The organism is Pseudoalteromonas sp. ABV4_021, assembly GCF_056159365.1.
The window spans coordinates 2176067-2200592 of sequence record NZ_JBSWVB010000001.1 but is presented as its reverse complement, the minus strand read 5'-3'; the positions used below and the strand labels follow the sequence as shown (position 1 = coordinate 2200592).

The following is a 24526-nucleotide window of genomic DNA, read 5'->3' as shown; positions in this document are numbered from 1 at the left end:
CTTAACGAATGTAATTACAAAGCTGCCAAACTCTCAACACTCCACGTTTTTAATGAAAATAATGATCCAATATTTGCAGAGTTAAAGTGTGTTTAAGGCTGTGATTTTTAGCAGGTAACAATGACGATAGGGGTTGTACTGGCTGTGAAAGGTGTTAAGTCTATAAAGTCGCAATAAATAAAAAGTTGCCTTGGTTATATTTGATGACAAAAAAGTTAACAAAGGGGAAAGTAGCAATGCTAAAAATGACTTGCGCGAATGAGCCTCAAGCTCACAATAAATAGAAAACGCGCTTTAGCGCGTGCTGGTGACCTCAAAAACGAGGTTGCGATTTACATTACCTGCAGCTAACTTTTGCTGCGATATTGAAACCGCCTAATCGTTTAACACCGATAAATGCTCAAGTTCACGATAAAGCTCTTCTTCATCTCCCATATTAAGTTCGATAAGGCGTTTTAAATGCGTCACACTGTCAATTTCAATTTGCTCACAGCGTAGCCCCAATTGGTCACTTTCAACATGTGCCAGCGACACCAGCATCTCAATCGCAATATCACTGTTAGAAAGTTGAAACACTAACTTGGCGTGATGCGAAAGATCACACGCAGTAGGCCAGTTATCAGGCTTATTTAAAAGTGCACCTTTAAGCGATAAATCAAGGATTTCAGCGTTATACTCTACGCCCATAAAGGTTAATTTTGCAGGCGTGCGGTAAATAATACGAGTGAAATGTCGTCTTTCTTGCATTAGGAGCGCTCCTTATCGTCATCTTTAAAGCATAGCCGATTAACAAAAAATATTAAATATTTTCATGCTGATATGTTTAAATAGCGGGCGCCACTTATGGAATTTATTTTTAAAGGGAAAAACAATGCCAGAACACGCTGAAAAACAAAAGATTGATCACGGTGAATTGAAAAAAACCGGATTTTGGTTAAATCAGGCGTTTATGATTGTATCGACAATTGTTGGTGTATATTTAGCTGCGCAAAGCGGTCTTGAACAAGCGCTAAAATTCGATACGTTAAGCAAAATGGAAGATAACTATTATCTGCGCATGTCGTTATACGATGAATTAGATGACGCGGTTAAAGAACTTGAAACGTACGCAAAAGTCCTCGCCAAAAGCCCGCCAAAAGTAGTGATTACAGAGCAGCGCCCAATGCTAGACAAATACGTTTGGCAAACGATGAAGTACAATCCCACTACTTTAGAAACGCCAAGTGAAATTCTTTCTGAAGTGCGCCGCTTTTACGGTAAGGCCGACCGCACCATCGATCAGGTAGGTCGCTGGGCCATCGGTTCCCGCCATGCATCAAAATTATTGTTAGAACAAACGGAATATTTTAAAAATGGCCCGCTGTTAAAGCTTAAAGACAGTGCTGATGAGCTAAAACGCTTGTTAGCGAAAGAAGATATTCAAATTGGCGTATTAAAAGGAGAGTAATGAGCCATGACCAAACGTTGTCCAAAATGCGTTAATGTTGCACTTGAAGTTACCCATTATTGCGGTGAAGAAATTGATGTTTGCCGTCAGTGCGGCGGTTTGTGGTTTGAGAAAAACCAAGTTAATCGCATGATTGAAGAGATTAATGACGGCCCGATTGGCGAATGTTATAGCCATCACTTTGGTGAGCCTCAGGGTAGCACAGAATTAAACTGCCCTGATTGTGGTAGCCATTTAGAAGCTGTGCACTTATTAAAAGATTATCAAACTGAACTGGACATTTGTCGTAAGTGTGATGGTAGCTGGATTGATAAAGACGAACTCACGTCAGTTGAAAACAGTCCTGAGTTACGCGGTGCACTTGATGAGCTAAATAAAAAAGTATCTTGGAAAACCTACTTATTCCAATTTTTAACGCAAATGCCAGTGGAATATAACTTAAAAACCAAGTCAAAACCTTGGGTAAACTGGTCTTTAATTGCGATTAATATTCTGATTTTCTGTGCGTACTTCTTTAACATTGAGAGCTTTGCTTATGTCTTAGAAAACTTTGCACTAAGACCTGCTGATGTTAACAACGGCCAAGAAATTTGGACGTTATTAACGTGTGTCTTTTTACATGGCTCTGTGATGCATTTAGTCGGAAACATGTATTTCTTATACATTATTGGTGACAACTTAGAAGATGCGCTCGGCCATAAAAAATATCTTATGTATTATTTAATATGCGGCATAGGTGCATCGCTGTTTAGCTTAGTTATGTCACAAGACCCGAATATTCCATCAGTTGGTGCCAGTGGTGCAATTGCAGGATTATTTGGCATGTACTTAATGTGGTTTAGACACGCCAGCTTAACCTTTATGTTTGTTATTTATCAAAAGAAACTGAGCGCGGTGTGGTTCTTTGCGATTTGGATAGCAATTAATATTTTCGGTCTAATCGTATTACAAGATGGCGTTGATTATGGCGCGCACATCGGTGGTTTTATTGTTGGTTTAGTGATTGGTTACTTCTTAAAAGAGAAGGTGCTTGCTGAAAACCCATTAATCAAACTGCTCAATCAGCCAGAAGCTGTGCTAAAACGTTAATAACGTTTATGCATTAAAAAGCCCGCACATTTGCGGGCTTTTTTGTATTGTGTGAAAACCAATTAACCGATTTTCTTGTATTTAATACGCTTAGGTTGCGCAGCTTCTGCACCAAGCGTTTTCTTAAGCCATGCTTCGTATTCTGTGTAGTTGCCTTCGAAGAAGTTAACTTGACCTTCATCACGGTAATCAAGAATATGCGTAGCAATACGGTCAAGGAACCAACGGTCGTGCGAGATACACATTACACAGCCTGGGAATTCTAAAATCGCATTCTCAAGGGCACGCAGTGTTTCAACGTCGAGGTCATTGGTAGGCTCATCGAGTAAAATCATGTTGCCGCCAGCTTTTAGAAGCTTTGCTAGGTGAAGACGGTTACGCTCACCACCTGATAGGTCTTTCACGTATTTTTGCTGGTCGTTACCTTTGAAGTTGAAACGCGATACATAAGCACGGCTAGCAATTTCAAAGTTACCAATTTTCAATACGTCTTGGCCTTCAGATAATTCTTGGAATACGGTGTTTGAACCATCTAAATCGTCACGGAACTGATCAACTGTTGCAAGTTCAACGGTTTCACCTAGTTCAAATGAACCTGCATCTGGTGTTTCTTGACCGCCTAGCATACGGAATAAGGTTGATTTACCAGCACCGTTAGCACCGATAATACCGACGATTGCACCTTTTGGTACTGAGAAGCTTAAATCATCAATTAGTACACGGTCGCCGTAGCCTTTTTTGATGTTGTTTACTTCTAGTACTTTATCACCTAGGCGAGGACCTGGAGGAATAAATAGCTCGTTAGTTTCGTTACGCTTTTGATAATCAGAATGTTGTAGTTCTGAGAATTGCGCCATACGTGCTTTCGATTTAGCCTGACGGCCTTTCGGATTTGAACGCACCCACTCAAGTTCTTGCGCAATTGATTTCTGACGTGCTTTTTCCGCTTTCTCTTCTTGCTTCAAACGCGCATCTTTTTGCTCAAGCCATGATGAGTAGTTGCCTTCCCACGGAATACCTTCACCACGGTCAAGCTCTAAAATCCAACCTGCCACGTTATCTAAGAAATAACGGTCGTGGGTAATTGCTACAACAGTGCCTTCGTAATCGTGTAAGAAGCGCTCTAACCAAGCTACTGACTCAGCATCTAAGTGGTTAGTTGGTTCGTCGAGTAATAGCATGTCTGGCTTTTCAAGTAACAAGCGACAAATCGCTACACGGCGACGCTCACCACCCGAAAGCACTTTAATTGGCGTGTCCCACTCTGGTAAACGAAGTGCATCGGCAGCACGCTCTAGTGCATTATCTAGGTTGTGACCATCGTGCGCCTGAATAATTGCTTCAAGTTCACCTTGCTCTTTTGCCAATGCGTCAAAATCTGCACCGTCCATTGCGTATTCAGCGTAAACTTCATCTAAACGTGCAAGTGCATTCGTCACTTCAGAAAGCGCTTCTTCAACTGTTTCACGAACAGTTTTGTTTTCGTCTAGTACAGGTTCCTGTGGTAGGTAACCAATTTTTGTATCAGGGAACGCGCGCGCTTCACCTTCAAATTCAGTGTCAACGCCCGCCATAATACGAAGCAAGGTAGATTTACCTGCACCGTTTAAACCAAGCACACCAATTTTTGCGCCAGGGAAAAATGATAGCGAGATATCTTTTAAAATAGTACGCTTTGGCGGCACTACTTTACTTACACGATGCATCGTGTAGATAAACTTATCCGGTAAAGGCATGAATAATCCTATAGTGATTTTAATAATGTAATTGCTGCATATTGTAGTGTGATAAATGGGGGCATTCAATGTCGTAGTAGATTTAAAATGTCATTCTGTTAAGTTAAGGTAAAGTCACATAAAAATAATAGTAATTGCTTACCTATGCCGGCGCTTAATAAAACCTCTCTTTACCTTTTATTTTGTTCAATATTGATGAGTTTTGAACTGACTGCATCGAATCAGCCAAAAATAGGTTTAGTGCTCGGTGGGGGCGGTGCCAAAGGTGGCGCGCACATCGGTGTGTTAAAGGTACTTGAAGCGAACAATGTAAAAATCGATTATATCGCCGGTACTAGCATTGGTGCTTATGTTGCAGGTATGTATGCCTTGGGTTATTCAGCAAGTGAAATTGAAAAATTTATGCTTAATGAAGATTGGAACCAAGGTTATTCAGATGATATTCCAAGAGAAGTATTACGCTACCGCGACAAAGAGTTACGCGATAAATATAATCTACAGCTGAATTTTGGTATTCGTGACGGTGCATTGCGCTCATCTAAAGGTTTGCTTGTCGGGCAAAGTATGAGTCGTTTATTGCGAAATTCCACCCGTTCAGTGCATTTGTTTGATGATTTTGACCAGCTGGCAATACCGTATCGCGCAATTGCGACCGATTTATCGACCAGTGAAGCTGTGGTAATTTCATCTGGTAGTATTGCTGAAGCAATGCAAGCTTCGGCCTCGGTACCGGGAGCTGTGCAGCCGACCGAAATTGATGGTCGCTTGCTGGTTGATGGTGGCATCGCCAATAATTTGCCGGTTGACGTAGTAAAAGAGATGGGCGCAGATATCGTTATAGCCGTAGATATAGGTGCATCACTTGCTCAGTCGAATGAGTTCACATCAACTATGGAAGTACTTGGCCAACTTTCTACCATTTTGACCAATGCCTCAACACAATGGCAAAAACGTTTGCTAAGTGAAAAGGACATATATATTCGCCCCGACATTGATGACTTAAGCACCACTGACTGGGCTGATTTAGAAGAGTCGTTAGTGCGCGGCCTTGCCGCTGCAAAAATCGCGGAACCAAAACTGCAAACCTTAGCTATTTCACCGAGTGCATTTGAAGCTTATCAAGTCGCTAAACGCGAGCGTAGCCAAGTGTGGTTTCAGCCAATTTATAACCCAGTACTTGCGATTTCGTTGGATAATTTGTCAGACGTTAATAATAAATTGATACTCAAACACTTTTCGATTTACCCCGGAGACACTCCGTCAGAGCATGATGTGCAGCAGGCGGTAAATCGCGTCTATGCGCTCAATGAATTTGAGCGTGTTGAAACCGAGTTTAAAGATACCGAGCAAGGGCGAGTGTTAGTATTAAAAACAATTGGCAAATCGTGGGGGCCAAATTACTTAGATTTTGGCGCTAATTATCAAAGTGACGTGACAGTAAACTCGGTGCTCTCGATTGATATGGCGTTTACGCGTAGCAATATTAATCGCTATGGAGGACTTTGGCGCAATGAGATTTCGCTTGGTTTTGAAGAGTATATCGCGACCGAGTTTTATCAACCACTAAACGCAGGAGATGACTATTATACGCGTGCTCGCTTTGCGTTTATCAAAGACAGATACAAGCTACAAACGGTAACGCAAGCGTACTTTGACTTAGAAAAGAATCACCTGCGTGGTAATTTAGCGCTCGGCTACAACATTAATAATTTTTGGCGATTTGAGTTTGGCACAATACGGGATGTAGGCGAACTTGAACAAAAATCATTGATTAATGATAAATTCCCCTTTGATCAAACGGGCTTTTACAGCAGTTTGATGTATGACACCTTAGATAGCATTAGTTTTCCAACTCAAGGTAATCGACTACGTGTTTATTATGGTCGTTTTAAAGAAGCGTATGACGATCGCCTTGATCCAATCGACAGTCGCTATGCCAGTAAATACAAAATTGATTGGCGCGGCGCTTTTTCTATTCGCCACCATGGCTTAGTTGGCACAGCATCGTATACCAGTTATGAATCAGACGGTACGTTTACCGTTAACACTGAGCGCTTGGGCGGCTTTTTAAATTTATCGGGTTATGGCAAAAACGTGTTAAACGGTCCTAAAAAAGCGTTTGGCGCAGTGATTTATCAATACGATTTAGGTCGCGATATGCTTAATATGACCAGCATGCCACTTTACCTTGGTGTGAGTGCTGAAGTAGGCAATGTGTGGGATATTCAACAAAGTGTCGATTTATCTGAACTTATTTTTGCCAGCAGCTTGTTTGTTGGCACCGATACACGCTTTGGCCCAGCTGCATTTGGTTTTGGTGCAACCGATGATGGCGAATCCAGCTTTTTTGTCTCATTAGGCAAACACTGGTAGTTGTATAATTAAATTTAATGAATGGTTTGTTTTGTATTTTAAATATTTATGTTTCGATTTAAAAATATCATTAAAAATACACTGTGAAAAATTTTCAATCCCTGTTTAAATAACTTCACATATACAAAGTAGGCAAGGGCGCTTTTTAAGCGTACAATACGCCCTTTATCCCACAACCATCTTCTATTTAGGAGTAACCATGTTAGAACGTAGCATGAATATCTCGGATTTTGATCCAGAACTATTTGGCGCAATGGAAAACGAAAAGCAGCGTCAAGAAGAGCATATCGAACTTATCGCGTCTGAAAACTACTGTAGCCCGCGTGTACTTGAAGCACAAGGTTCTCAGTTAACTAACAAATACGCGGAAGGTTACCCTTACAAGCGTTACTACGGTGGTTGTGAGCACGTTGATGTTGTTGAGCAATTAGCAATTGATCGCGCTAACGAATTATTCGGCACAGATTACGCAAACGTACAACCGCACGCAGGTTCACAAGCAAACGCGGCAGTATTCCAAGCGTTGCTTCAGCCGGGCGACACAGTTTTAGGTATGAGCCTTGCACACGGCGGTCACCTAACTCACGGTTCACACGTAAACTTCTCAGGTAAAACGTACAACGCAGTTCAGTACGGCCTAAACGAAGAAACTGGCGAAATCGACTACGCACAAGTTGAAGCGCTAGCACTAGAGCACAAGCCTAAAATGATCATCGGTGGTTTCTCAGCATACTCAGGTATTGTTGATTGGGCTAAATTCCGTGAAATCGCAGACAAAGTAGGTGCTTACCTTCTAGTTGATATGGCACACGTTGCTGGCCTTGTTGCTGCAGGCGTTTACCCAAGCCCAGTACCATTTGCACACGTTGTTACAACAACTACGCACAAAACATTAGCAGGTCCTCGCGGTGGCTTAATCGTGTCTAACTGTGGCGACGAAGAGATTTACAAAAAGTTAAACTCTGCGGTATTCCCAGGTGGTCAAGGTGGTCCTTTATGTCACGTTATCGCTGCTAAAGCGGTTGCATTTAAAGAAGCACTAGAGCCAGAGTTCAAAGCATACCAAACACAAGTTGTTAAAAATGCGCAAGCTATGGTTGAAGTATTCAAAGCTCGTGGCTACGACGTTGTTTCTGGTAAAACAGACAACCACCTATTCTTACTTGATTTAATCAACAAAGATATCACAGGTAAAGATGCAGACGCAGCACTTGGTAATGCTTACATTACAGTTAACAAAAACTCAGTACCAAACGATCCACGTTCTCCATTTGTAACATCTGGCCTACGTATTGGTTCTCCTGCAATCACACGTCGTGGTTTTAAAGAAGCAGAAGCAAAAGAGTTAACTGGCTGGATCTGTGATGTTCTAGACAACATCGAAGATACAAAAGTACAAGATGAAGTACGTGAGAAAGTAAAAGCAATTTGTGCGAAACACCCTGTTTACGCATAATGTTTTCTCATTGTTAACATGATATGATAAGGCCGCTTTTTTGCGGCCTTTTTTCTTTCGAGAGTTGTTTATGCATTGTCCTTTTTGTACAGCCAATGACACCAAAGTTATCGATTCACGCTTAGTAGGTGGTGGTCATCAGGTTCGCCGCCGTCGCGAATGTAATGAATGTCACGAACGTTTTACTACCTTTGAAGGTGCCGAGCTTGTTATGCCACGTGTAATCAAGCAAGACGGCAGCCGAGAGCCGTTTAATGAAGATAAACTTCGCAATGGCTTGCATCGTGCGCTAGAAAAGCGCCCTGTCAGTACAGAACAAGTAGAAGAAGTAGTACACCAAATTAAATCGCAATTGCGTGCAACAGGTGAGCGCGAAGTTGATAGTAAAACAGTCGGCGAATTTATTATGGAAGCGCTGAAAAAACTCGATAAAGTTGCTTACGTACGTTTTGCATCTGTTTACCGCTCATTTGAAGACATTAAAGAATTTGGCGAAGAAATCGCACGCTTAGGTGAGTAATCTGATGCACAACAATCGCTTTTCTGAATGTGACCACAAATATATGGCGCGCGCCATCGAGCTTGCTAAACGCGGTCGATTTACCACTACGCCTAATCCCAATGTAGGTTGCGTTTTAGTTAAAGATAATCAAATCATCGGTGAAGGTTTTCATATTCAAGCGGGTGGCCCTCATGCCGAAGTGCATGCACTGAAAATGGTTGACGATAACGCTAAAGGGGCAACCGCGTATGTTACGCTCGAGCCGTGTTCGCATTATGGCCGTACGCCGCCATGTGCTGAAGGCCTTATTAAAGCAGGCGTTAGCCGTGTTGTTGCTGCTATGGTTGATCCAAACCCAGAAGTCGCAGGTCGCGGCTTAAAAATGCTCGAAGATGCCGGAATCGAAACCGATTTTGGCTTATTAAACCATGAAGCCGAAGCGCTCAATTTGGGCTTTTTAAAACGCATGCGCACCAACTTACCTTATGTACGCTGTAAACTCGCGGCAAGCCTTGATGGCAAAACGGCACTTGAAAATGGTGAAAGTAAGTGGATTACCAGCAGCGAATCGCGCCGCGCTGTGCAAGATTTACGCGCTGAAAGCTGTGCAGTACTGTCGGGCGCTGATACCGTTATTATCGATAATGCGAAGTTAAATGTCCGCCCTGATGAATTAACAGATCTTGATGCAAAACACAGTACTCGCCAGCCAATACGTGTGATTATTGATTCGCAAAACCGACTTACGCCAGATCTCGCGTTATTTCAGCAACCATCTAAAATAATTATTGCACGTACAACTCTTGATAAATCGCATACTTGGCCGCATTTTGTTGAACAAGTAGTGGTTGATAAAAACAATAGCAAAGTAGATTTACACGCTTTATTGTCATTATTAGCAGAGCGCGGCGTTAACTTAGTATTGTTAGAAGCGGGCGCAACCTTGGCAGGTAAAATGTTCGAACAACAGTTGGTCGATGAACTTGTTTTGTTTATGGCGCCTAAATTGATGGGACACAGTAGTAAGAGCTTGATTAACTTGCCAACATTTTCAACCATGTCTCAAGTCCCTGAACTTGAAATAAACACACTCAAGCAAGTTGGACAGGATATCTGTCTACATGCATTAGTTAAAAGAAATTAATATGTTTACAGGCATTATAGAAGCAACCGGAAACGTTGCGGCAATTGAAATGATTGCTGGCGACATGCGCGTTACTATTAACTCAGGCAAACTTGATTTGGCTGATGTTAAATTAGGCGACAGCATCGCAACCAATGGCGTATGTCTAACGGTTATTGCTTTAACAGGCCACGGCTATGTAGCCGATGTATCAAAAGAAACCCTATCGTTAACCAACTTTGAAAACTATCAAGTTGGGCAAACCGTTAACCTTGAAAAAGCGTTAATGCCTCAGTCGCGTTTAGGCGGTCATTTAGTTTCAGGGCATATAGACGGCATTGCTACCGTAACCCGTATTGAAGCCAATGCCCGTGCAACCGATTACTGGCTTTGTGCACCAGCGCAATTACTCAAGTACATTCCGTATAAAGGCTCGGTTTGCATTGATGGCATTAGCCTTACCGTAAACGAAATAAACGACAACGAATTTAAGCTAACTATTGTGCCACACACAGCAGGCGAAACCACGATTAGTGGCTTTAAAGTAGGTAGCACAGTGAATTTAGAAGTGGATCAGCTCGCACGCTATTTAGAGCGTTTAATGATGCCACAGCAAGATGCAAAACCAACCAGTTCTCTCACTCATGAGCTTCTAGCGCAAGCTGGCTTTATGAATCGATAACCAGTCGCAAGCAAAGGTAACAAAATGGGCTTACACACTGCAGCAGAAATTATTGAAGATATCCGTCTAGGTAAAATGGTCATTCTGATGGATGACGAAGACCGTGAAAATGAAGGCGACTTAATTATGGCATCTGAGCACATTAGTGCCGATGCAATTAACTTTATGGCGACACATGGCCGTGGTTTGATTTGTTTAACGCTAACACAAGAGCGTTGCCAGCAACTTAACTTACCACTAATGGTAAGCAATAACGGCGCACAGTTTTCTACCAATTTTACCATGTCGATTGAAGCGGCAAAGGGTGTAACAACGGGTATTTCAGCAGCAGACCGTGCACGCACAGTGCAAGCTGCAGTGGCAAAAGGTGCGGTACCTGACGATATCGTACAGCCAGGTCACATTTTTCCAATTATGGCGCAACCGGGTGGGGTATTGACTCGTGCAGGACACACCGAAGCCGGTTGTGATTTAGCGCGCTTAGCAGGCTGCGAGCCATCTTCAGTGATCGTTGAAATACTCAATCCAGATGGCACCATGGCGCGCCGCCCAGACCTAGAAATTTTTGCTAAAGAGCACGGTTTAAAAATGGGTACCATTGCCGATTTAATTGAATACCGCAACTTAAATGAAGCCACTATTGAACGTGTAGCAGAATGTAAATTGCCAACTGAACACGGTGAGTTTGATCTAGTGACGTATAAAGACACCATCGACGGCCAACTTCATTACGCAATGAAAAAGGGTGACGTAAAAGAAGATGATGCAACCTTAGTACGTGTTCACTTACAAAGTACGTTCAACGATATTTTATTGTCAGATAGGGCATCTGATCGCAGTTGGACACTGTCAGGTGCGATGAAGTACATCGCTGAAAATAACGGTGTATTAGTTATTTTAGCGAAACACGAAAACCCTGAAGAACTAGAGCACTTGTTTAAAGCGTTTGAAGCACAAGACAAAGGCGAAAGCCCGAGCGTTCGCAAGTTCCAAGGTACATCGCGCACCGTAGGTGTAGGTTCTCAAATTTTGGCTGATTTAGGCATTCATAAAATGCGTTTAATGAGCATGCCGAAGAAGTACCATGCGATTTCAGGTTTTGGCTTAGAAGTAGTTGAATATGTTGAGCCGCAATAGGCTCAACCACAAGCCTAAAAATAAGCCTAAAAAAATTTAATTTAGTATGATAAACTCCGCGCCTTTGCGATTGCGCGATAAATGAATTAGCCAAAGAGAAGGGCATAAAATGAAAGTGATTGAAGGTAAATTAAACGCTCAAGGGAAAAAGTTTGCTATCGTTATTTCTCGCTTTAACGATTTCATTGGTAAAAGCTTACTTGATGGTGCAGTTGATACCTTAAAGCGTATTGGTGATGTAAATGACGACGATATTACCGTTGTTTATGTACCAGGTGCTGTAGAGCTTCCTCTAGCAGCTAAGCGCATCGCAGCAAAGAAAGAATTTGATGCAATCATTTCACTTGGTGTGATTATTCGTGGTGGTACGCCGCACTTTGACTTAGTTGCTAATGAGTCAAATAAAGGCCTAGCAAGTGTATCGCTAGACTACGACATTCCTGTAGCGTTTGGTGTTTTAACAACTGAAAACATCGAGCAAGCAATTGAGCGTGCAGGCACCAAAATGGGCAACAAAGGTGGCGAAGCTGCTTTAGGTGCGCTAGAAATGGTTAACCTGTTAGAACAAATTTAAGGGTACTTAATGAAACCAGCAGCTAGACGTAAAGCCCGTAAACTGGCATTACAAGCAATTTATTCATGGCAAGTAAGCGGTAATCCGGTTGCAGATATCGAACAACAAATGCTTGTCGAAAACGACGTAACCAAAATTGATGTGGATTATTTTAAAGACTTAGCACGTGGTGTTGCAGTCAATCATAAGGCGCTAGATGAAGCTGTTACGCCGCATTTAGATCGTCCTTTTGAAGAAATCGATTTAATCGAGAAAGCGATTTTGCGTCTGTCTTGTTATGAACTTAAGTTCCGCGAAGACGTACCTTACAAAGTTGCTATCAATGAAGGTATTGAGCTGGCAAAACTATTTGCTGCTGATGATAGCCATAAGTTTGTGAACGGGGTGCTAGATAAGACCCAGAATCAGCTTAGAAAGAAATAATTGGAGAGCCGGCTTTAGGCCGGCTTTTTTGTGCATGCAAGAATTTGAATTAATCTCTCACTTTTTCAAAGGCCGCGGTGTCGCACGTAAAGATGTCTCATTGAGCATTGGTGACGATGCAGCACTGATAAACGTTCCTGAAAACTGCCAATTAGCTGTGACCACAGATACCCTTGTTGAAGGTGTTCACTTTTTTAAAGATATCGACCCAAAAGCACTGGGCTATAGAGCGCTTGCCGTAAACTTAAGTGACCTAGCCGCAATGGGCGCAGAGCCTGCGTGGATTTCTGTGGCGCTTACGCTGCCAAACGCCGAGACAAAATGGCTTGAGCAGTTCACCCAAGGAATGCATGAAATTGCTGAGTACTACAATGTGCAAATTGTCGGTGGTGACACGACACAGGGCCCATTAACCATTAGTATTTGTGCTAAAGGTTTTGTGCCAAATGGCAGTGCTTTAACGCGCAGTGGTGCAAAAAATGGTGATTGGGTGTTTGTTACGGGGTCACTCGGTGATGCTGGGCTCGTAATTGATAGCAAGTATGGCAAAGTATCGCTTACTGAGCAGCAGTTTACCAATGCCAATAAAGCGTTTGATTACCCCACACCACAAGTTGCCGCAGGGCAAATGTTACGTGGCAAAGCAACCAGTTGTATTGATATTTCAGATGGTTTAATTGCCGATCTCGGCCATATTTGTCAGATGTCGGGCGTTGGTGCTAAATTGTTTGCTGAAAATATCCCACTGGCGGCAACAATAAAAGACGTATTGCCATTAGAGTCAGCGCTTAATTATGCCTTAACCTATGGTGATGAATATCAGCTGCTATTCACGTTACCGGAAGAACGTCGTACCACAGTTGAAATGACGCTCAAACAGTATGGCGTTGCTCTGTCGTGTATCGGTCAAATCAACAATAATGTTGGTAAGGTTGAATTGACGCTTGAAGGTAAACCGTTAACATTAACGCAATGTGGCTTTGAGCACTTTAATGCAGAATAATCGGAGTGTGCGTGGCACAATTTAACTTAAAAAAATTTACACATTTCTGTGCGCTGGGTTTTGGTTTAGGACTGGCGCCTAAAGCACCTGGCACCTTTGGTACCTTAGCGGCAATTCCGTTTATTTTCCTTACTATGATGGCGCCGCTGTGGCTACAGTTGGTTGTTGCGATTGCAATTTGCGCTATAGGTATTTGGTTTTGTGACGTTGCAAGTCGCGATGCTGGCGTACATGATCACCCATCCATTGTTTGGGATGAAGTTGCGGGTTTTTATATCACCATGATTGGTGCCGCGATTTCGTGGCAAACCTTACTGGTTGGCTTTATCTTATTCCGCTTTTTCGATATTGTTAAACCTTGGCCGATCACACTGCTCGATAAACACGTAAAAGGTGGCTTTGGCATTATGGTTGACGATATTCTGGCAGGGATATTTTCACTTATATGTTTACAGCTAGTTGTTTATTACGGGCTAATTTAATAATGAGATAAACCGTGCTGTTTCGCTTAATATTGTTATTTACAGTTGTACTGCTTAGTACACTCAAACCGACATACGCTTCGCTTGATGACTATGTGGTAAAACAGTGGCATATTCAGCACGGGCTTGCATCACAATCACTTAAAAACATTGTACAAGATCAACAAGGTTACTTGTGGATTGGCTCCCAGTTCGGCTTGAGTCGTTTCGACGGTAATCGCTTTACTAATTTTAATGTTAACAACAGTGATTTTTTGCCAAGCAATGCAATTAACAGTTTGCTTATCGATAACGACGGTTTTTTATGGATTGGCACCGATAACGGGCTAGTTAAATTTAGCCCAAGTGAGCTGACATCAGAGCGCTTTAGTTTAAACGGTCCAGTACGTGATATCGCACAAGATAACAACGGCCGTATCTGGATTGCATCGAACAGTCTTTACCTTTACTCCAACCAAAAACTCAATACCATTTCTCAGCTGCTTGGTGTAAGTGACACCAATAATAACTTTAGCAATAAACGAAATGCCTTAGTGAAACTGATTGGTGAAGTGCGCAAAATGGCACTGTCGCCTGACGGTATTTGGCTTATTAACGATCGCTTCTTACTACATTTACAAAGTTTAGCGAATGAAACTACCGGTAAAATTCGCTTTGAAATTACTGAACGTATTTCATTGCCACAGCGCTTAGCACAATCGGTATTATACGACTTAGCGTGGCTGGAAGGGGACTTATTTATTGCCTCTGAAGTTGGCGCTTACTTTCTTGATATTGACCAAGAGTTAAGACCTTTTTCATTACCCTATGCCAATAACGCCACAGTATATAAATTCATGTACGATTCGGATGGTTCATTGTGGGTTTCGACTAAAGGGCGGTTATTGTATCGCGATAGCAGTGGTATTTGGCAGTGGATTGAGCAGTCAGACCTTGAGCAAACGGTTTGGTTTTCCGATATTTTCAGAGGGCAAGATGACATTATTTGGCTTGCAAGTTTAACCGAAGGATTGTGGCAAGCGCGCCCTAGCCAAGTAAAACGTCATCGCGATAGTAAAGGCTTAAATCAATCGGTTACTACGCTAAAGTACGGAGAAGATCAGCGTTTATGGTTAGCTACCAAAAACGGTATTGGTTATTTAGATGAAAGCGGTTTATTTAACGTAGAAATCGCGGCTGCAAAACTCGGCGGTTTGACTGTTCATGATTTACATTTTCAGGGCTCGCGTTTATTTATCGCAACGAACCGTGGGGCCTTTGTTTACGATGGTAAAGAATTACTTAAGCTTGATGCTGCAACCTTGCGTGCAACAGCCGTGTTTGCTATCGAAAGTGCAGAGCAAGGCGGCGTTTGGTTAGCCACAGATCGTGGTTTATATCGTTTGGCCTTTAACGGGTTACGCTCGTTTGTTTATAACTCGTTTCTTGATAGTAAATACATTACCTTTATCGATGAGCAAAATGGCAAAGGTTACTTAGGCACTTCGCGCGGCGCTTATTTTTTCAGTGAGCGTGGTATCGAGCGTTTAGCCATGGGCAGCGCATTAGCTGAATCAAATATCAGTTTTATTCTCCCCGTTGAAAATAGGCTGTTTGTTGCAACGCAAAATAATGGCTTATTTTATCGCAGTGAAAAAGGCGTTTGGCGTCAGTTAGATGTATCTAATGGCTTGCCTTACGGACCTATTTTAAGTTTGCATTTTGATCAAGTACTGAACTATTTATGGGTGAGCACTAGCAAAGGTGTCTATCGCTTGCCGCTTAAACAGTTTGAAGAAGGCATTCACTCCCTTGAAGTTGAACAGGTTATCTCACCTTACAATAAACAGCTTGATGGCAAAACCAGTCAGTGTTGTTCGGGTAATGCGCTTGGTGCAATTGCTCGTGTTGGTTCGAGCTTGTGGTATCCAAGTAAATCTGGTTTAGTTGAAATCCCAACCAATATTCGGTTATTTAGTGAAAGTGATATTCGTCCGATTATTGAAACGGTCACGGCCGATAACGGTGGCGAGAAAAATACCTATTCAGTACCTGAGGTCGATACGCTTACACTGCAAACCGAGGAACGAAATTTAACACTGGGTTATACCGCAATTAATTTCCAAACAGCCTCTGAAATTGATTTTCGCTACCGCCTTGTAGGTCTTGATGGGGTATGGCGCGAAGCAAATAATAGCCGTGAAGCAAACTATGCAAACTTACCAGCTGGACAGTTTATTTTTGAACTGCAAGCAAAACGACGCGGACAAGAGTGGAGTAGTGCCGATACAATCTCACAAACGTTGATTATTCCAAAAGCATTCGATGAAACTGTGGTGTTTCGTTTAATCGTTGTGATGTCGTTTATTCTTGCCCTGTATATTGTGTTTCTGTTTTATCGCAATCAAGAGCGTCGTAAGCAAGAAGAACTAGAACGCTTAGTTGAAACGCGCACACAGGCGCTTATTTCAGCGAATGAGCAACTTAATAAAGCCAATGACAGGCTAAAACTGGTAAGTCACTCAGATGAGCTTACAGGCCTTCGCAGTCGTCGCTTCTTATTTGATCAACTACCGAAAGACATCGAGCATTTCCAAAGTAACCGCGAAAGCCTTGAAATTCAGGGTAAATGTATGGCACTGCTGATTTTGAACTTAGACAAGTTTAGCCGTGTAAACGATGTGTTTGGTTCGTTTGCTGGCGATAACTGTTTACAGCAAATTGCGTCCTTGCTGACAGAGCAGGTACAAGGTGCCGACTATGTGGTACGTTGGAGTGGCGACGAGTTTTTGATTTTACTAAGGGATATGCAAAAGAGCGCTGTACATCAGTTTGCGCGCAGTATTAGTCATCAGCTTGCTGGGCAAAACTTTGTTATGCCTGATGGCCGTAAAACAAAACTAACAGGCTCGGTTGGTTGGGCATTTTATCCGCTACCGTTGCTAGGCGGGCAAATTATTAGCTGGGAAACATCCATTAAAATTGCCGATATTGCACTGCAAAAAGCAAAGGCGAAAAAACCGGGCAGTGTCGCTTATTTTAGCTTTTCAGATAATATCGATGCGTTTGAATTTGAAGACAGTGAACGTGTTGCTCAGCAGTTAGAATCGTTATTAGATTCAGAGCAAGCTAAACTGCATATTTCTGAGATATAAAATAGGTAAGTGAGAACATTTAGAATTCAGATTTCAGAAAGTTGCTGAAACCTGAATTCTTAAGGAATGCGCTATTTGGCTAAGTACGCTTCGATACTCTTTTGAATACCGTCAGCGTCAAGGCCAAGCTCTTGATGGATCTCTTGCTGCGTACCGTGTTTAATAAACACATCAGGTAAGCCTAAGTTAAGTACCGGTATGCTTAACTTTTCTGCCATCACAAATTCGTTCACAGCAGAACCTGCGCCGCCCATAAGCGCGTTATCTTCAATGGTAACTAACGTCCTGTGAGAAGCTGCAAGCTGTTTAATTGCCGTTTCGTCAAGTGGCTTAACAAAACGCATATCAAGTAGTGTCGCGTTAAGCGCTTCAGCCACTTGCTTTGCTTCGTCAAGCAAGGTGCCAAAGCTTAAAATGGCTGTGTCCTTACCTTCACGAATAACCTTAGCTTTACCAATCTCAAGTGCGCTCATCGCATCATTTGGCATAATGTCGCCTGCGCTGCCGCGAGGGTAACGTACCGCACTTGGTCCTTGATGCAGATGGCCGGTGTAAAGCATTTGACGACATTCGTCTAAATCACTTGGTGCCATTATCACCATATTTGGAATACAGCGCATATAGCTTAAGTCGTATGCACCTTGGTGAGTTTCACCGTCTGCACCTACCACGCCAGCGCGGTCGATGGCAAACATTACTGGTAAATTTTGCAATGCTACATCGTGGATAAGTTGATCGTAACCACGTTGTAAAAAGCTTGAGTAAATCGCCACAACTGGGGTAAGCCCTTCACAGGCTAAGCCTGCACCTAAGGTTACTGCGTGTTGTTCAGCAATTGCCGCATCATAATATTGGCTTGGGAACTCTTTTGAAAATCGCACCATGCCTGAACCTTCACGCATCGCAGGCGTAATTGCCATAAGTTTCGGGTCTTTTGCGGCCATATCGCATAACCAATCGCCAAATACTTTTGAGAAAGTAGGTGCGCTTGGTTTTGACTTTGGTAAGCTGGTTTCGCTTGGGTCAAACTTTGGTACGCCGTGGTAGCCAATTGGATCAGCTTCTGCTGGTTTATAGCCTTTACCTTTTTGAGTGCGTACGTGAAGTAATTGCGGGCCCTTTAAGTTACGCATATTACGTAAGGTGTCGGTTAGCATGCCAACATCATGGCCATCAATTGGCCCAATGTAGTTAAAGCCTAACTCTTCAAAAAACGTACCTGGGATCACCATACCTTTAAGGTGCTCTTCCATACGACTTGCCAGCTCTTTTACCGGTGGCATGCCTGACAGTAGCTTTTTACCGCCTTCACGAATGTTGGTATAAAAGCTACCTGACAGAATACGCGCAAAGTGGTTGTTGAGCGCACCTACGTTTTCTGAAATCGACATTTCGTTGTCGTTTAGAATGACCAGCATATCGGGGTTTAAGTCACCGGCGTGATTCATTGCTTCAAATGCCATACCCGCGGTAATCGCACCATCACCAATAACGGCAACGACTTTACGGTCTTGGCCTTCTTTTTCAGACGCCAGTGCCATACCAAGTGCCGCAGAAATTGAGGTACTTGAATGGCCTACGCTAAAGGTATCGTATTCACTTTCTTCACGGAAAGGAAACGGGTGCAAACCATCTTTTTGGCGAATGGTATGCATTTGCTCACGGCGACCAGTTAAAATTTTATGTGGATACGCCTGATGGCCAACATCCCAAATCAAACGGTCAAATGGTGTGTTATATACGTAATGCAACGCCACAGTTAGCTCAACGGTGCCAAGACCTGAGGCGAGGTGCCCACTACTTTGTGATACCGAGTTAAGTAAGTACTCTCTCAGTTCATCGCTTAGCTCAGCCAAGTTTTGCTGCGGTATTTCGCGCAGTTGCTCTGGCGTATTCGCTAAGCTTAATAATGGATACTTGCTACTATCAAATGTCATGATGTTTTAAATTCTATCCTAAAAATGAGTCGCCAATTTATTGTTATCGCTTATTTGGCATACTAGGGATCAGTGATCTCTAGCAATTATATATTCTGCAATCGCTTTGAGTCGACCTGTATCGGCATCTATTTCAGACAAAGCGTCAATTGCTTGGTTCACAAGATTTCGCGCTTTATCTTTTGCGCCTTCAATACCGAGTAAAGCAGGGTAGGTTGCTTTGTTGGCTTCGATGTCTGATCCTTGTGGTTTACCTAAGGTGTGGGTATCACCTTCAACATCAAGAATGTCGTCTTGAACTTGGAATGCAAGGCCAATTGCTTCAGCATAGCGTGCTAGTGCCGCAATTTCTAATTCGTTGGCATTACCGGCAAGAGCGCCCATTTTAATTGCCGATTTTAGCAATGCACCGGTTTTTAATTTATGTACTTGCTCAAGTTGAGTTAGGGTAATTACCGAATCGGTTGCCGCAATATCAAGTGCTTGTCCGCCACACATACCTAATAATCCAGACGCATTTGCTAACGTGTTCACGATTTTTAGCTGGTTGTTAACAGTAGTGCCATTGAATTGTGATTCAGTAATGGTTTCAAATGCTAAACACTGCAGTGCATCGCCGACTAAAATTGCAGTCGCTTCATCGTAGGCAATGTGACATGTTGGTCTGCCGCGGCGCAGTTCATCATCATCCATCGCTGGCAGGTCATCGTGTACTAACGAATAGCTATGAATACACTCAATTGCGCATGCAATTCGGTCTAGGTCGGCGTTGTCGGCGTTAAATAATTCACCTGTTAGGTAAACCAAAATCGGTCGTAAACGTTTTCCACCATTTAATAAACTGTAGCGACATGCGGCTACGAGTTTTTCATCCGTGTGATGTGACGCTGTGCTCAGCGCACTCAAATTTTCTTCAATGCGCGGCAAATACGCAGAGATTATAGAGTCGACAGAATTCAATGGAACGCCTATTGGTTAAAATCCACAAGTTGGGCATTGTCATTTTGCCCCATCAAGATTTGCACTTTTTGTTGTGCTTGCTCAAGCTTTTGTGATGAAGCTGAGGCGAGGGCAATACCACGCTCAAATTGCTTTAACGCTGTTTCGAGAGGCAAATCACCGTGTTCCATTTCAGTTACAATTGTTGAAAGTTCTGAAATGGCTTCTTCGAAGCTTAAATTTTCAGGCTTTTTGCTCGCCATAAGTTACCTGCCACGCAAAGTAAAAAAGAATTGGCTAATTTTATGGTTATTGCCGCGCTAATTCAATTTAACTTGCTAAATAACCTAACGAATGTGCTTTAACGCTTTGTTTTACTCCTATTTGAGCTAAATTAATTTGTTAAAGGTTGGGTTAGAGCGCATAAATTTGTGATAAATGCGGCTAAACTTTATTGCTAGCAGTATTAAGGTGATTCTGTCTGGGGCGGACATCATGCCACTGTTTTTACTGAACGCTAAGTTGATGTATGCAAAATAAATTACTAATACTTTGCTAGCGCTTGCCGATAAATAAAAGTAAATTATTATAATAGTTACGGTATCTTGTCTTCACGCAAGCATATTGAGCCTCAAATTTAAAACCCAAATTTGGTTTATAAGTATTACAACTGGGAGTCAAAGTGGATTTAGCAACGGTTATAGGCATTGTCGGTGCAATCGGTTTCATTGTGATGGCAATGGTCATGGGTGGTGATATTGGCATGTTTGTCGATGTGCCCTCAGTACTCATTGTATTTTGTGGTTCATTATTTGTTGTACTCTCTAACTACACTATGGGGCAATTTTTTGGCATAGGTAAAGTCGCCGGTAAGGCCTTTATGTTTAAAATTGAAGCGCCAGAAGAACTTATCGAAAAATCAGTAGAGCTGGCAGATGCAGCCCGTAAAGGCGGCTTTTTAGCACTAGAAGAAGCTGATATCCCTAACCCTTTTATGCGTAAAGGCATTGATATGCTAGTGGATGGTCATGACGCTGATGTAGTGCGTGCCACATTGCAAAAAGATATTAGTTTAACCACAACACGTCATGAGGCTGGCGCTGGATTGTTTAAAGCATTGGGTGATGTTGCGCCCGCGATGGGCATGATTGGTACCTTGATTGGTCTGGTAGCCATGTTATCGAACATGGATGACCCAAAAGCCATCGGTCCAGCAATGGCGGTTGCTTTACTTACAACACTTTATGGTGCATTCCTTGCGAACGTAATCGCCATTCCAATTCAAGCTAAATTAGAAAACCGTAAAGACGAAGAGCAACTCAATCAGCGCTTAATTTTAGACGCTATTTTAGGTATTCAAGATGGCCAAAATCCAAAAGTGATCGAAGGTATTTTGAAAAACTATTTAGCAGAGTCTAAACGCCAAGTGGATACTGAGGGGTAGACGATGTCGGACGAAGCAGAAGAGTGTAAATGCCCGCCCCCCGGATTACCGGCGTGGATGGGCACCTTTGCTGATTTAATGTCGCTATTAATGTGCTTCTTTGTATTGTTATTAGCTTTCTCAGAAATGGATGTACTGAAGTTTAAGCAGATTGCAGGCTCGATGAAGTTTGCATTTGGTGTACAAAATAAGATTGAAGTTAAAGACATTCCAAAAGGTACTAGCGTTATTGCTATGGAGTTTCGTCCAGGTAAGCCCGACCCAACGCCGATAGAAACAATTCAGCAGCAAACCGTTGAGATGACTCAGCAAATGCTTGAATTTCAAGCCGGTGAAGAAGACAGTGCAGGTGGTAGGCAAGAGCAACGCGGTAATCGCCGAGGTGGCGAATCGGCAAGTACCTCTAAACAGACCGCCAGTGAAGCGCAGCAAGAAAAAACCAACGAGCTACTTAAAAAAATCGCGCAGCAGCTGGAGCAACAAATTATTGATGGCGCAATTGAATTAGAATCGCTCGGTCAGCAAATTGTGATCCGTATTCGGGAAAATGGCTCGTTTCCATCGGGTAGTGCATTTTTACAGCCACAGTTTAAGCCGATTATTCAAGAAATAGCGGCGTTACTAAATGATGTGCCCGGCGAAATCACGGTATCGGGTCATACCGATGATTTTCAAGTGAGCAACGAGCTTTACACTAATAATTGGGATCTTTCTGCTAAGCGCGCTGTTGCGGTAGCAACGGAAATGCAAAAAGTACCGTCGTTTGACAAAGGTCGCATGGTGGTAATTGGTCGCGCAGATACCAGACCGTTAGAGCCGAATGTTGATGAAGAGTCGCGTCGCCGCAACCGTCGGGTTGAAATATCAATTATGCAAGGTAAGGCAAAAGAATCGACACCAATTGATTTACAGTCAAATTAGGGCATAAAGGTCTACTTTCTCAATAAAAAACCCCGCAACTGCGGGGTTTTTTTTATGGCTATTTAATTAGAAACGATACGTGATTGAGCCACCAAATGTACGTGGGTCAACAATCGCTGCATAACCGTCAGGGTAACGACGACCTGCTGGTTCGTAAACTGTAACCGCTTCTTCATCAGCTAAATTATTGATAAACGCATTGATGATCCAGTTTTCAAGCTCGTAGTTAAGCGAGACACGTGCTACCGTGTAATCGCCAGCGATGCGCTCTTCTGAATTTGATATTTCACCGTAATAATCATCAACATATGAAACGGATGCTTTGGCCGATAAGGCATCGGTAAACCAGTAACTTGCGCCTAAGTTGGCTGTAATGCCCGGTGCTGAACTGAGTTCGTTACCATTAATGCTTTCGTATTGTGGGCTATCATCTTTTATTTCTGAGTTCATTAAGCCAAGACCTGCGTTTAAGCGAAGATCTTGCGTTACCATCGCGCTGATTTCGGCTTCTAAACCGTATGTAACGACCGAGTCGATATTTGAAATACGGCGCTGTAAATTAGTTGCTTGGTAATCTGAATAGTCATTGTAAAAAAGGTTAGCGCTTACGTTAATATTGCCATTATTTAGGCTAGAGCGAATACCTGTTTCAAAAGTATTAACCGATTCAGAATCATAATAATAGTATTCACCCGCAAACCAATCGAGTGCGCCGCCCGCTGAGTTATAGCCTTTACGTGCGCTCACTGTCGCTGTTGTCACATCTGAAATGGCATATTGCAGTACTAGTTTTGGCAGGGTAATGGTGTTGTCTTGGTCAAGTACCGATAGCTCATCATTCCCAAAATAATCGCGATACTGTGATTCTTTTTCCACACGACCACCCACAATCAGGGTAAAGGCATTGGCAAACTCAAAGTTAACTTCACCGTACAACGCTTTTGAGTCACTTTCATCGTGTCCATGATAAATTGAACCGCCAACACTCTCATAATCTTGCTCACGTTCAAAATAGGCTAAACCAACAAAACCATAAAGCGCATCATTGTTTAACCCGAAGCGCATCTTGCCATCAATAGTAAGGTTTTGTTCTTCGGTTGTTAGTGTTTGCTGGCGTGTAATGTCTGGGTCATAACTATCAAAACCCCATTGGTAATCCATACCTGCAATTAATAAGTCAAATGCAATATTGTCTGATGCTTTATAGTCAAACTTAGCGCTTACTGTTGTGCTGTCTGTATCCATATAACGTTGACCTGTTGGAATATAATCCCAAGGGTTGTCTGCTGTGAAGTATTTACGCCCGGTATCGCCTTTCTCTCGGTTATCAGAAACAGTGAAAAGTGCCGAAAAATCTTCTAATGCTGATGGTTCCCACAGTAACTTTGCTTTTAGTCGTGTTGTTTTTAATTCATCTAAATCAAATGTTGGATTGTGACTTTCATAAATTACACTGTTATCGTACGATTCACCGCTCAGTAGCTGACCTGTAAAACGAAACGCAAGTTGATCTTCGATTAATGGACCAGAAGTCATAACTGACGCATCAACATATTGGTCTTGGTTGCGATAGCCTACACGTGCTGCACCTTCCCAATCGTAGCTAGGATCTTTGGTTTTAATGTAAATTAAGCCACCTAAGCTGTTGCGGCCATTACTAGTAGATTGCGGACCGCGAAATACTTCAATTTGTTCAACGTCCCAAATACCACTATCACCCGTTAAATCAGCCATAAAGGGCTCGGCAACGCCGTCAATTAATGTTGAAACGCGAGCACGAGCCCCGCCAGTTACGCCATTAAAACCACTTGCTGAGCCGTTACCAGATACACCTCGAATGTCAGGCACTGCGCCAGTTAACGCAACCACATTTGGAATTTCAGATACCGCCTGACTGACCGTAATGTTTTGTATTGAACGCAGCGTTTCTTCGGTAATAACAGATACACTAGATGCAGTGTCTTTTAAGGTGCGGTCGGCTTTTTCACCAATCACAATAATTTTTTCGATTGATTCTAATTCTTGCTCATCTTCTGCAATGGTGAAGCCGGAATATAAACTTGCTGAAATAACTAACGTAAGGGTACTAAGTTTAAAACTAGCAATTGACTTTGCTGTAGGCAT

The 24526-nt window shown here is 42.6% G+C and carries 21 protein-coding genes; 15 read left to right on the top strand and 6 right to left on the bottom strand.

Annotated elements, in window-relative coordinates:
* Positions 1-375: 375 nt before the first annotated feature.
* Positions 376-747 (bottom strand): PilZ domain-containing protein, encoded by a 372-nt coding sequence (locus tag ACXAFE_RS10250; RefSeq protein WP_010561696.1) that lies wholly within the window; start codon positions 745-747, stop codon positions 376-378.
* Positions 748-871: 124 nt separating this feature from the next.
* Here ACXAFE_RS10250 and ACXAFE_RS10245 point away from each other — a divergent pair, with 124 nt between their 5' ends.
* Both ACXAFE_RS10245 and ACXAFE_RS10240 read left to right on the top strand, forming a co-directional pair.
* On the top strand, positions 872-1447 hold the full coding sequence (locus ACXAFE_RS10245; RefSeq protein ID WP_237129843.1) for a hypothetical protein: 576 nt from the start codon (positions 872-874) through the stop codon (positions 1445-1447).
* 6 nt (positions 1448-1453) lie between these two features.
* Positions 1454-2536, top strand: coding sequence for a rhomboid family intramembrane serine protease (locus ACXAFE_RS10240; protein WP_475151976.1), 1083 nt, complete (start codon positions 1454-1456; stop codon positions 2534-2536).
* Positions 2537-2598: 62 nt separating this feature from the next.
* On the opposite strand, the gene ettA is transcribed toward ACXAFE_RS10240, so the two are convergent.
* A complete protein-coding gene (gene ettA, locus ACXAFE_RS10235; protein ID WP_040641993.1) occupies positions 2599-4272 on the bottom strand; it encodes an energy-dependent translational throttle protein EttA in 1674 nt (557 codons plus the stop codon).
* Between the two features lie 195 nt (positions 4273-4467).
* On the opposite strand from ettA, the gene ACXAFE_RS10230 reads away from it, so the two are divergent.
* The 11 genes from ACXAFE_RS10230 (at position 4468) to ACXAFE_RS10180 (ending at position 17161) form a co-directional block, all read left to right on the top strand.
* Positions 4468-6645 (top strand): patatin-like phospholipase family protein, encoded by a 2178-nt coding sequence (locus ACXAFE_RS10230; protein ID WP_475151970.1) that lies wholly within the window; start codon positions 4468-4470, stop codon positions 6643-6645.
* A gap of 199 nt (positions 6646-6844) precedes the next feature.
* Complete coding sequence (gene glyA / locus ACXAFE_RS10225; protein WP_054980014.1) at positions 6845-8101, top strand: serine hydroxymethyltransferase; 1257 nt, start codon at positions 6845-6847, stop codon at positions 8099-8101.
* Positions 8102-8171: 70 nt separating this feature from the next.
* Complete coding sequence (gene nrdR / locus ACXAFE_RS10220; RefSeq protein ID WP_010561691.1) at positions 8172-8621, top strand: transcriptional regulator NrdR; 450 nt, start codon at positions 8172-8174, stop codon at positions 8619-8621.
* A 4-nt stretch (positions 8622-8625) separates the two neighbouring features.
* Positions 8626-9747: a bifunctional diaminohydroxyphosphoribosylaminopyrimidine deaminase/5-amino-6-(5-phosphoribosylamino)uracil reductase RibD gene (gene ribD, locus ACXAFE_RS10215; RefSeq protein WP_475151967.1), complete on the top strand. Its 1122-nt coding sequence runs from the start codon at positions 8626-8628 to the stop codon at positions 9745-9747.
* Between the two features lies 1 nt (position 9748).
* A complete protein-coding gene (locus ACXAFE_RS10210) occupies positions 9749-10408 on the top strand; it encodes a riboflavin synthase (RefSeq protein ID WP_475151965.1) in 660 nt (219 codons plus the stop codon).
* Between the two features lie 24 nt (positions 10409-10432).
* Positions 10433-11545, top strand: coding sequence for a bifunctional 3,4-dihydroxy-2-butanone-4-phosphate synthase/GTP cyclohydrolase II (gene ribBA / locus ACXAFE_RS10205; protein ID WP_054980017.1), 1113 nt, complete (start codon positions 10433-10435; stop codon positions 11543-11545).
* Positions 11546-11654: 109 nt separating this feature from the next.
* The gene (gene ribH, locus ACXAFE_RS10200; protein ID WP_010561687.1) at positions 11655-12119 is read left to right on the top strand and encodes a 6,7-dimethyl-8-ribityllumazine synthase; all 465 of its coding nucleotides are present in this window, start codon (positions 11655-11657) and stop codon (positions 12117-12119) included.
* 9 nt (positions 12120-12128) lie between these two features.
* On the top strand, positions 12129-12542 hold the full coding sequence (gene nusB / locus ACXAFE_RS10195) for a transcription antitermination factor NusB (RefSeq protein ID WP_475151963.1): 414 nt from the start codon (positions 12129-12131) through the stop codon (positions 12540-12542).
* A 34-nt stretch (positions 12543-12576) separates the two neighbouring features.
* Complete coding sequence (thiL, locus tag ACXAFE_RS10190) at positions 12577-13545, top strand: thiamine-phosphate kinase (protein ID WP_475151959.1); 969 nt, start codon at positions 12577-12579, stop codon at positions 13543-13545.
* Positions 13546-13556: 11 nt separating this feature from the next.
* Positions 13557-14027 (top strand): phosphatidylglycerophosphatase A family protein, encoded by a 471-nt coding sequence (locus ACXAFE_RS10185; protein ID WP_100913855.1) that lies wholly within the window; start codon positions 13557-13559, stop codon positions 14025-14027.
* A 14-nt stretch (positions 14028-14041) separates the two neighbouring features.
* Positions 14042-17161, top strand: a complete 3120-nt coding sequence (locus ACXAFE_RS10180) for a diguanylate cyclase domain-containing protein (RefSeq protein ID WP_475151948.1) — start codon at positions 14042-14044, stop codon at positions 17159-17161.
* Between the two features lie 71 nt (positions 17162-17232).
* Here ACXAFE_RS10180 and dxs read toward each other — a convergent pair whose 3' ends face one another.
* The 3 genes from dxs to xseB form a co-directional block, all read right to left on the bottom strand.
* Positions 17233-19098 (bottom strand): 1-deoxy-D-xylulose-5-phosphate synthase, encoded by a 1866-nt coding sequence (gene dxs, locus ACXAFE_RS10175; protein ID WP_475151944.1) that lies wholly within the window; start codon positions 19096-19098, stop codon positions 17233-17235.
* A gap of 69 nt (positions 19099-19167) precedes the next feature.
* Positions 19168-20025, bottom strand: a complete 858-nt coding sequence (ispA, locus tag ACXAFE_RS10170; protein ID WP_475153604.1) for a (2E,6E)-farnesyl diphosphate synthase — start codon at positions 20023-20025, stop codon at positions 19168-19170.
* 41 nt (positions 20026-20066) lie between these two features.
* A complete protein-coding gene (gene xseB / locus ACXAFE_RS10165) occupies positions 20067-20300 on the bottom strand; it encodes an exodeoxyribonuclease VII small subunit (RefSeq protein ID WP_010561680.1) in 234 nt (77 codons plus the stop codon).
* 419 nt (positions 20301-20719) lie between these two features.
* Between xseB and pomA the strand changes: the two genes are divergently transcribed.
* Together pomA and ACXAFE_RS10155 are read left to right on the top strand one after the other, a co-directional pair.
* A complete protein-coding gene (pomA, locus tag ACXAFE_RS10160) occupies positions 20720-21481 on the top strand; it encodes a flagellar motor protein PomA (RefSeq protein ID WP_010561679.1) in 762 nt (253 codons plus the stop codon).
* A gap of 3 nt (positions 21482-21484) precedes the next feature.
* Complete coding sequence (locus tag ACXAFE_RS10155; RefSeq protein WP_010561678.1) at positions 21485-22402, top strand: flagellar motor protein MotB; 918 nt, start codon at positions 21485-21487, stop codon at positions 22400-22402.
* Between the two features lie 66 nt (positions 22403-22468).
* On the opposite strand, the gene ACXAFE_RS10150 is transcribed toward ACXAFE_RS10155, so the two are convergent.
* On the bottom strand, positions 22469-24526 hold the full coding sequence (locus ACXAFE_RS10150; RefSeq protein WP_475151937.1) for a TonB-dependent receptor: 2058 nt from the start codon (positions 24524-24526) through the stop codon (positions 22469-22471).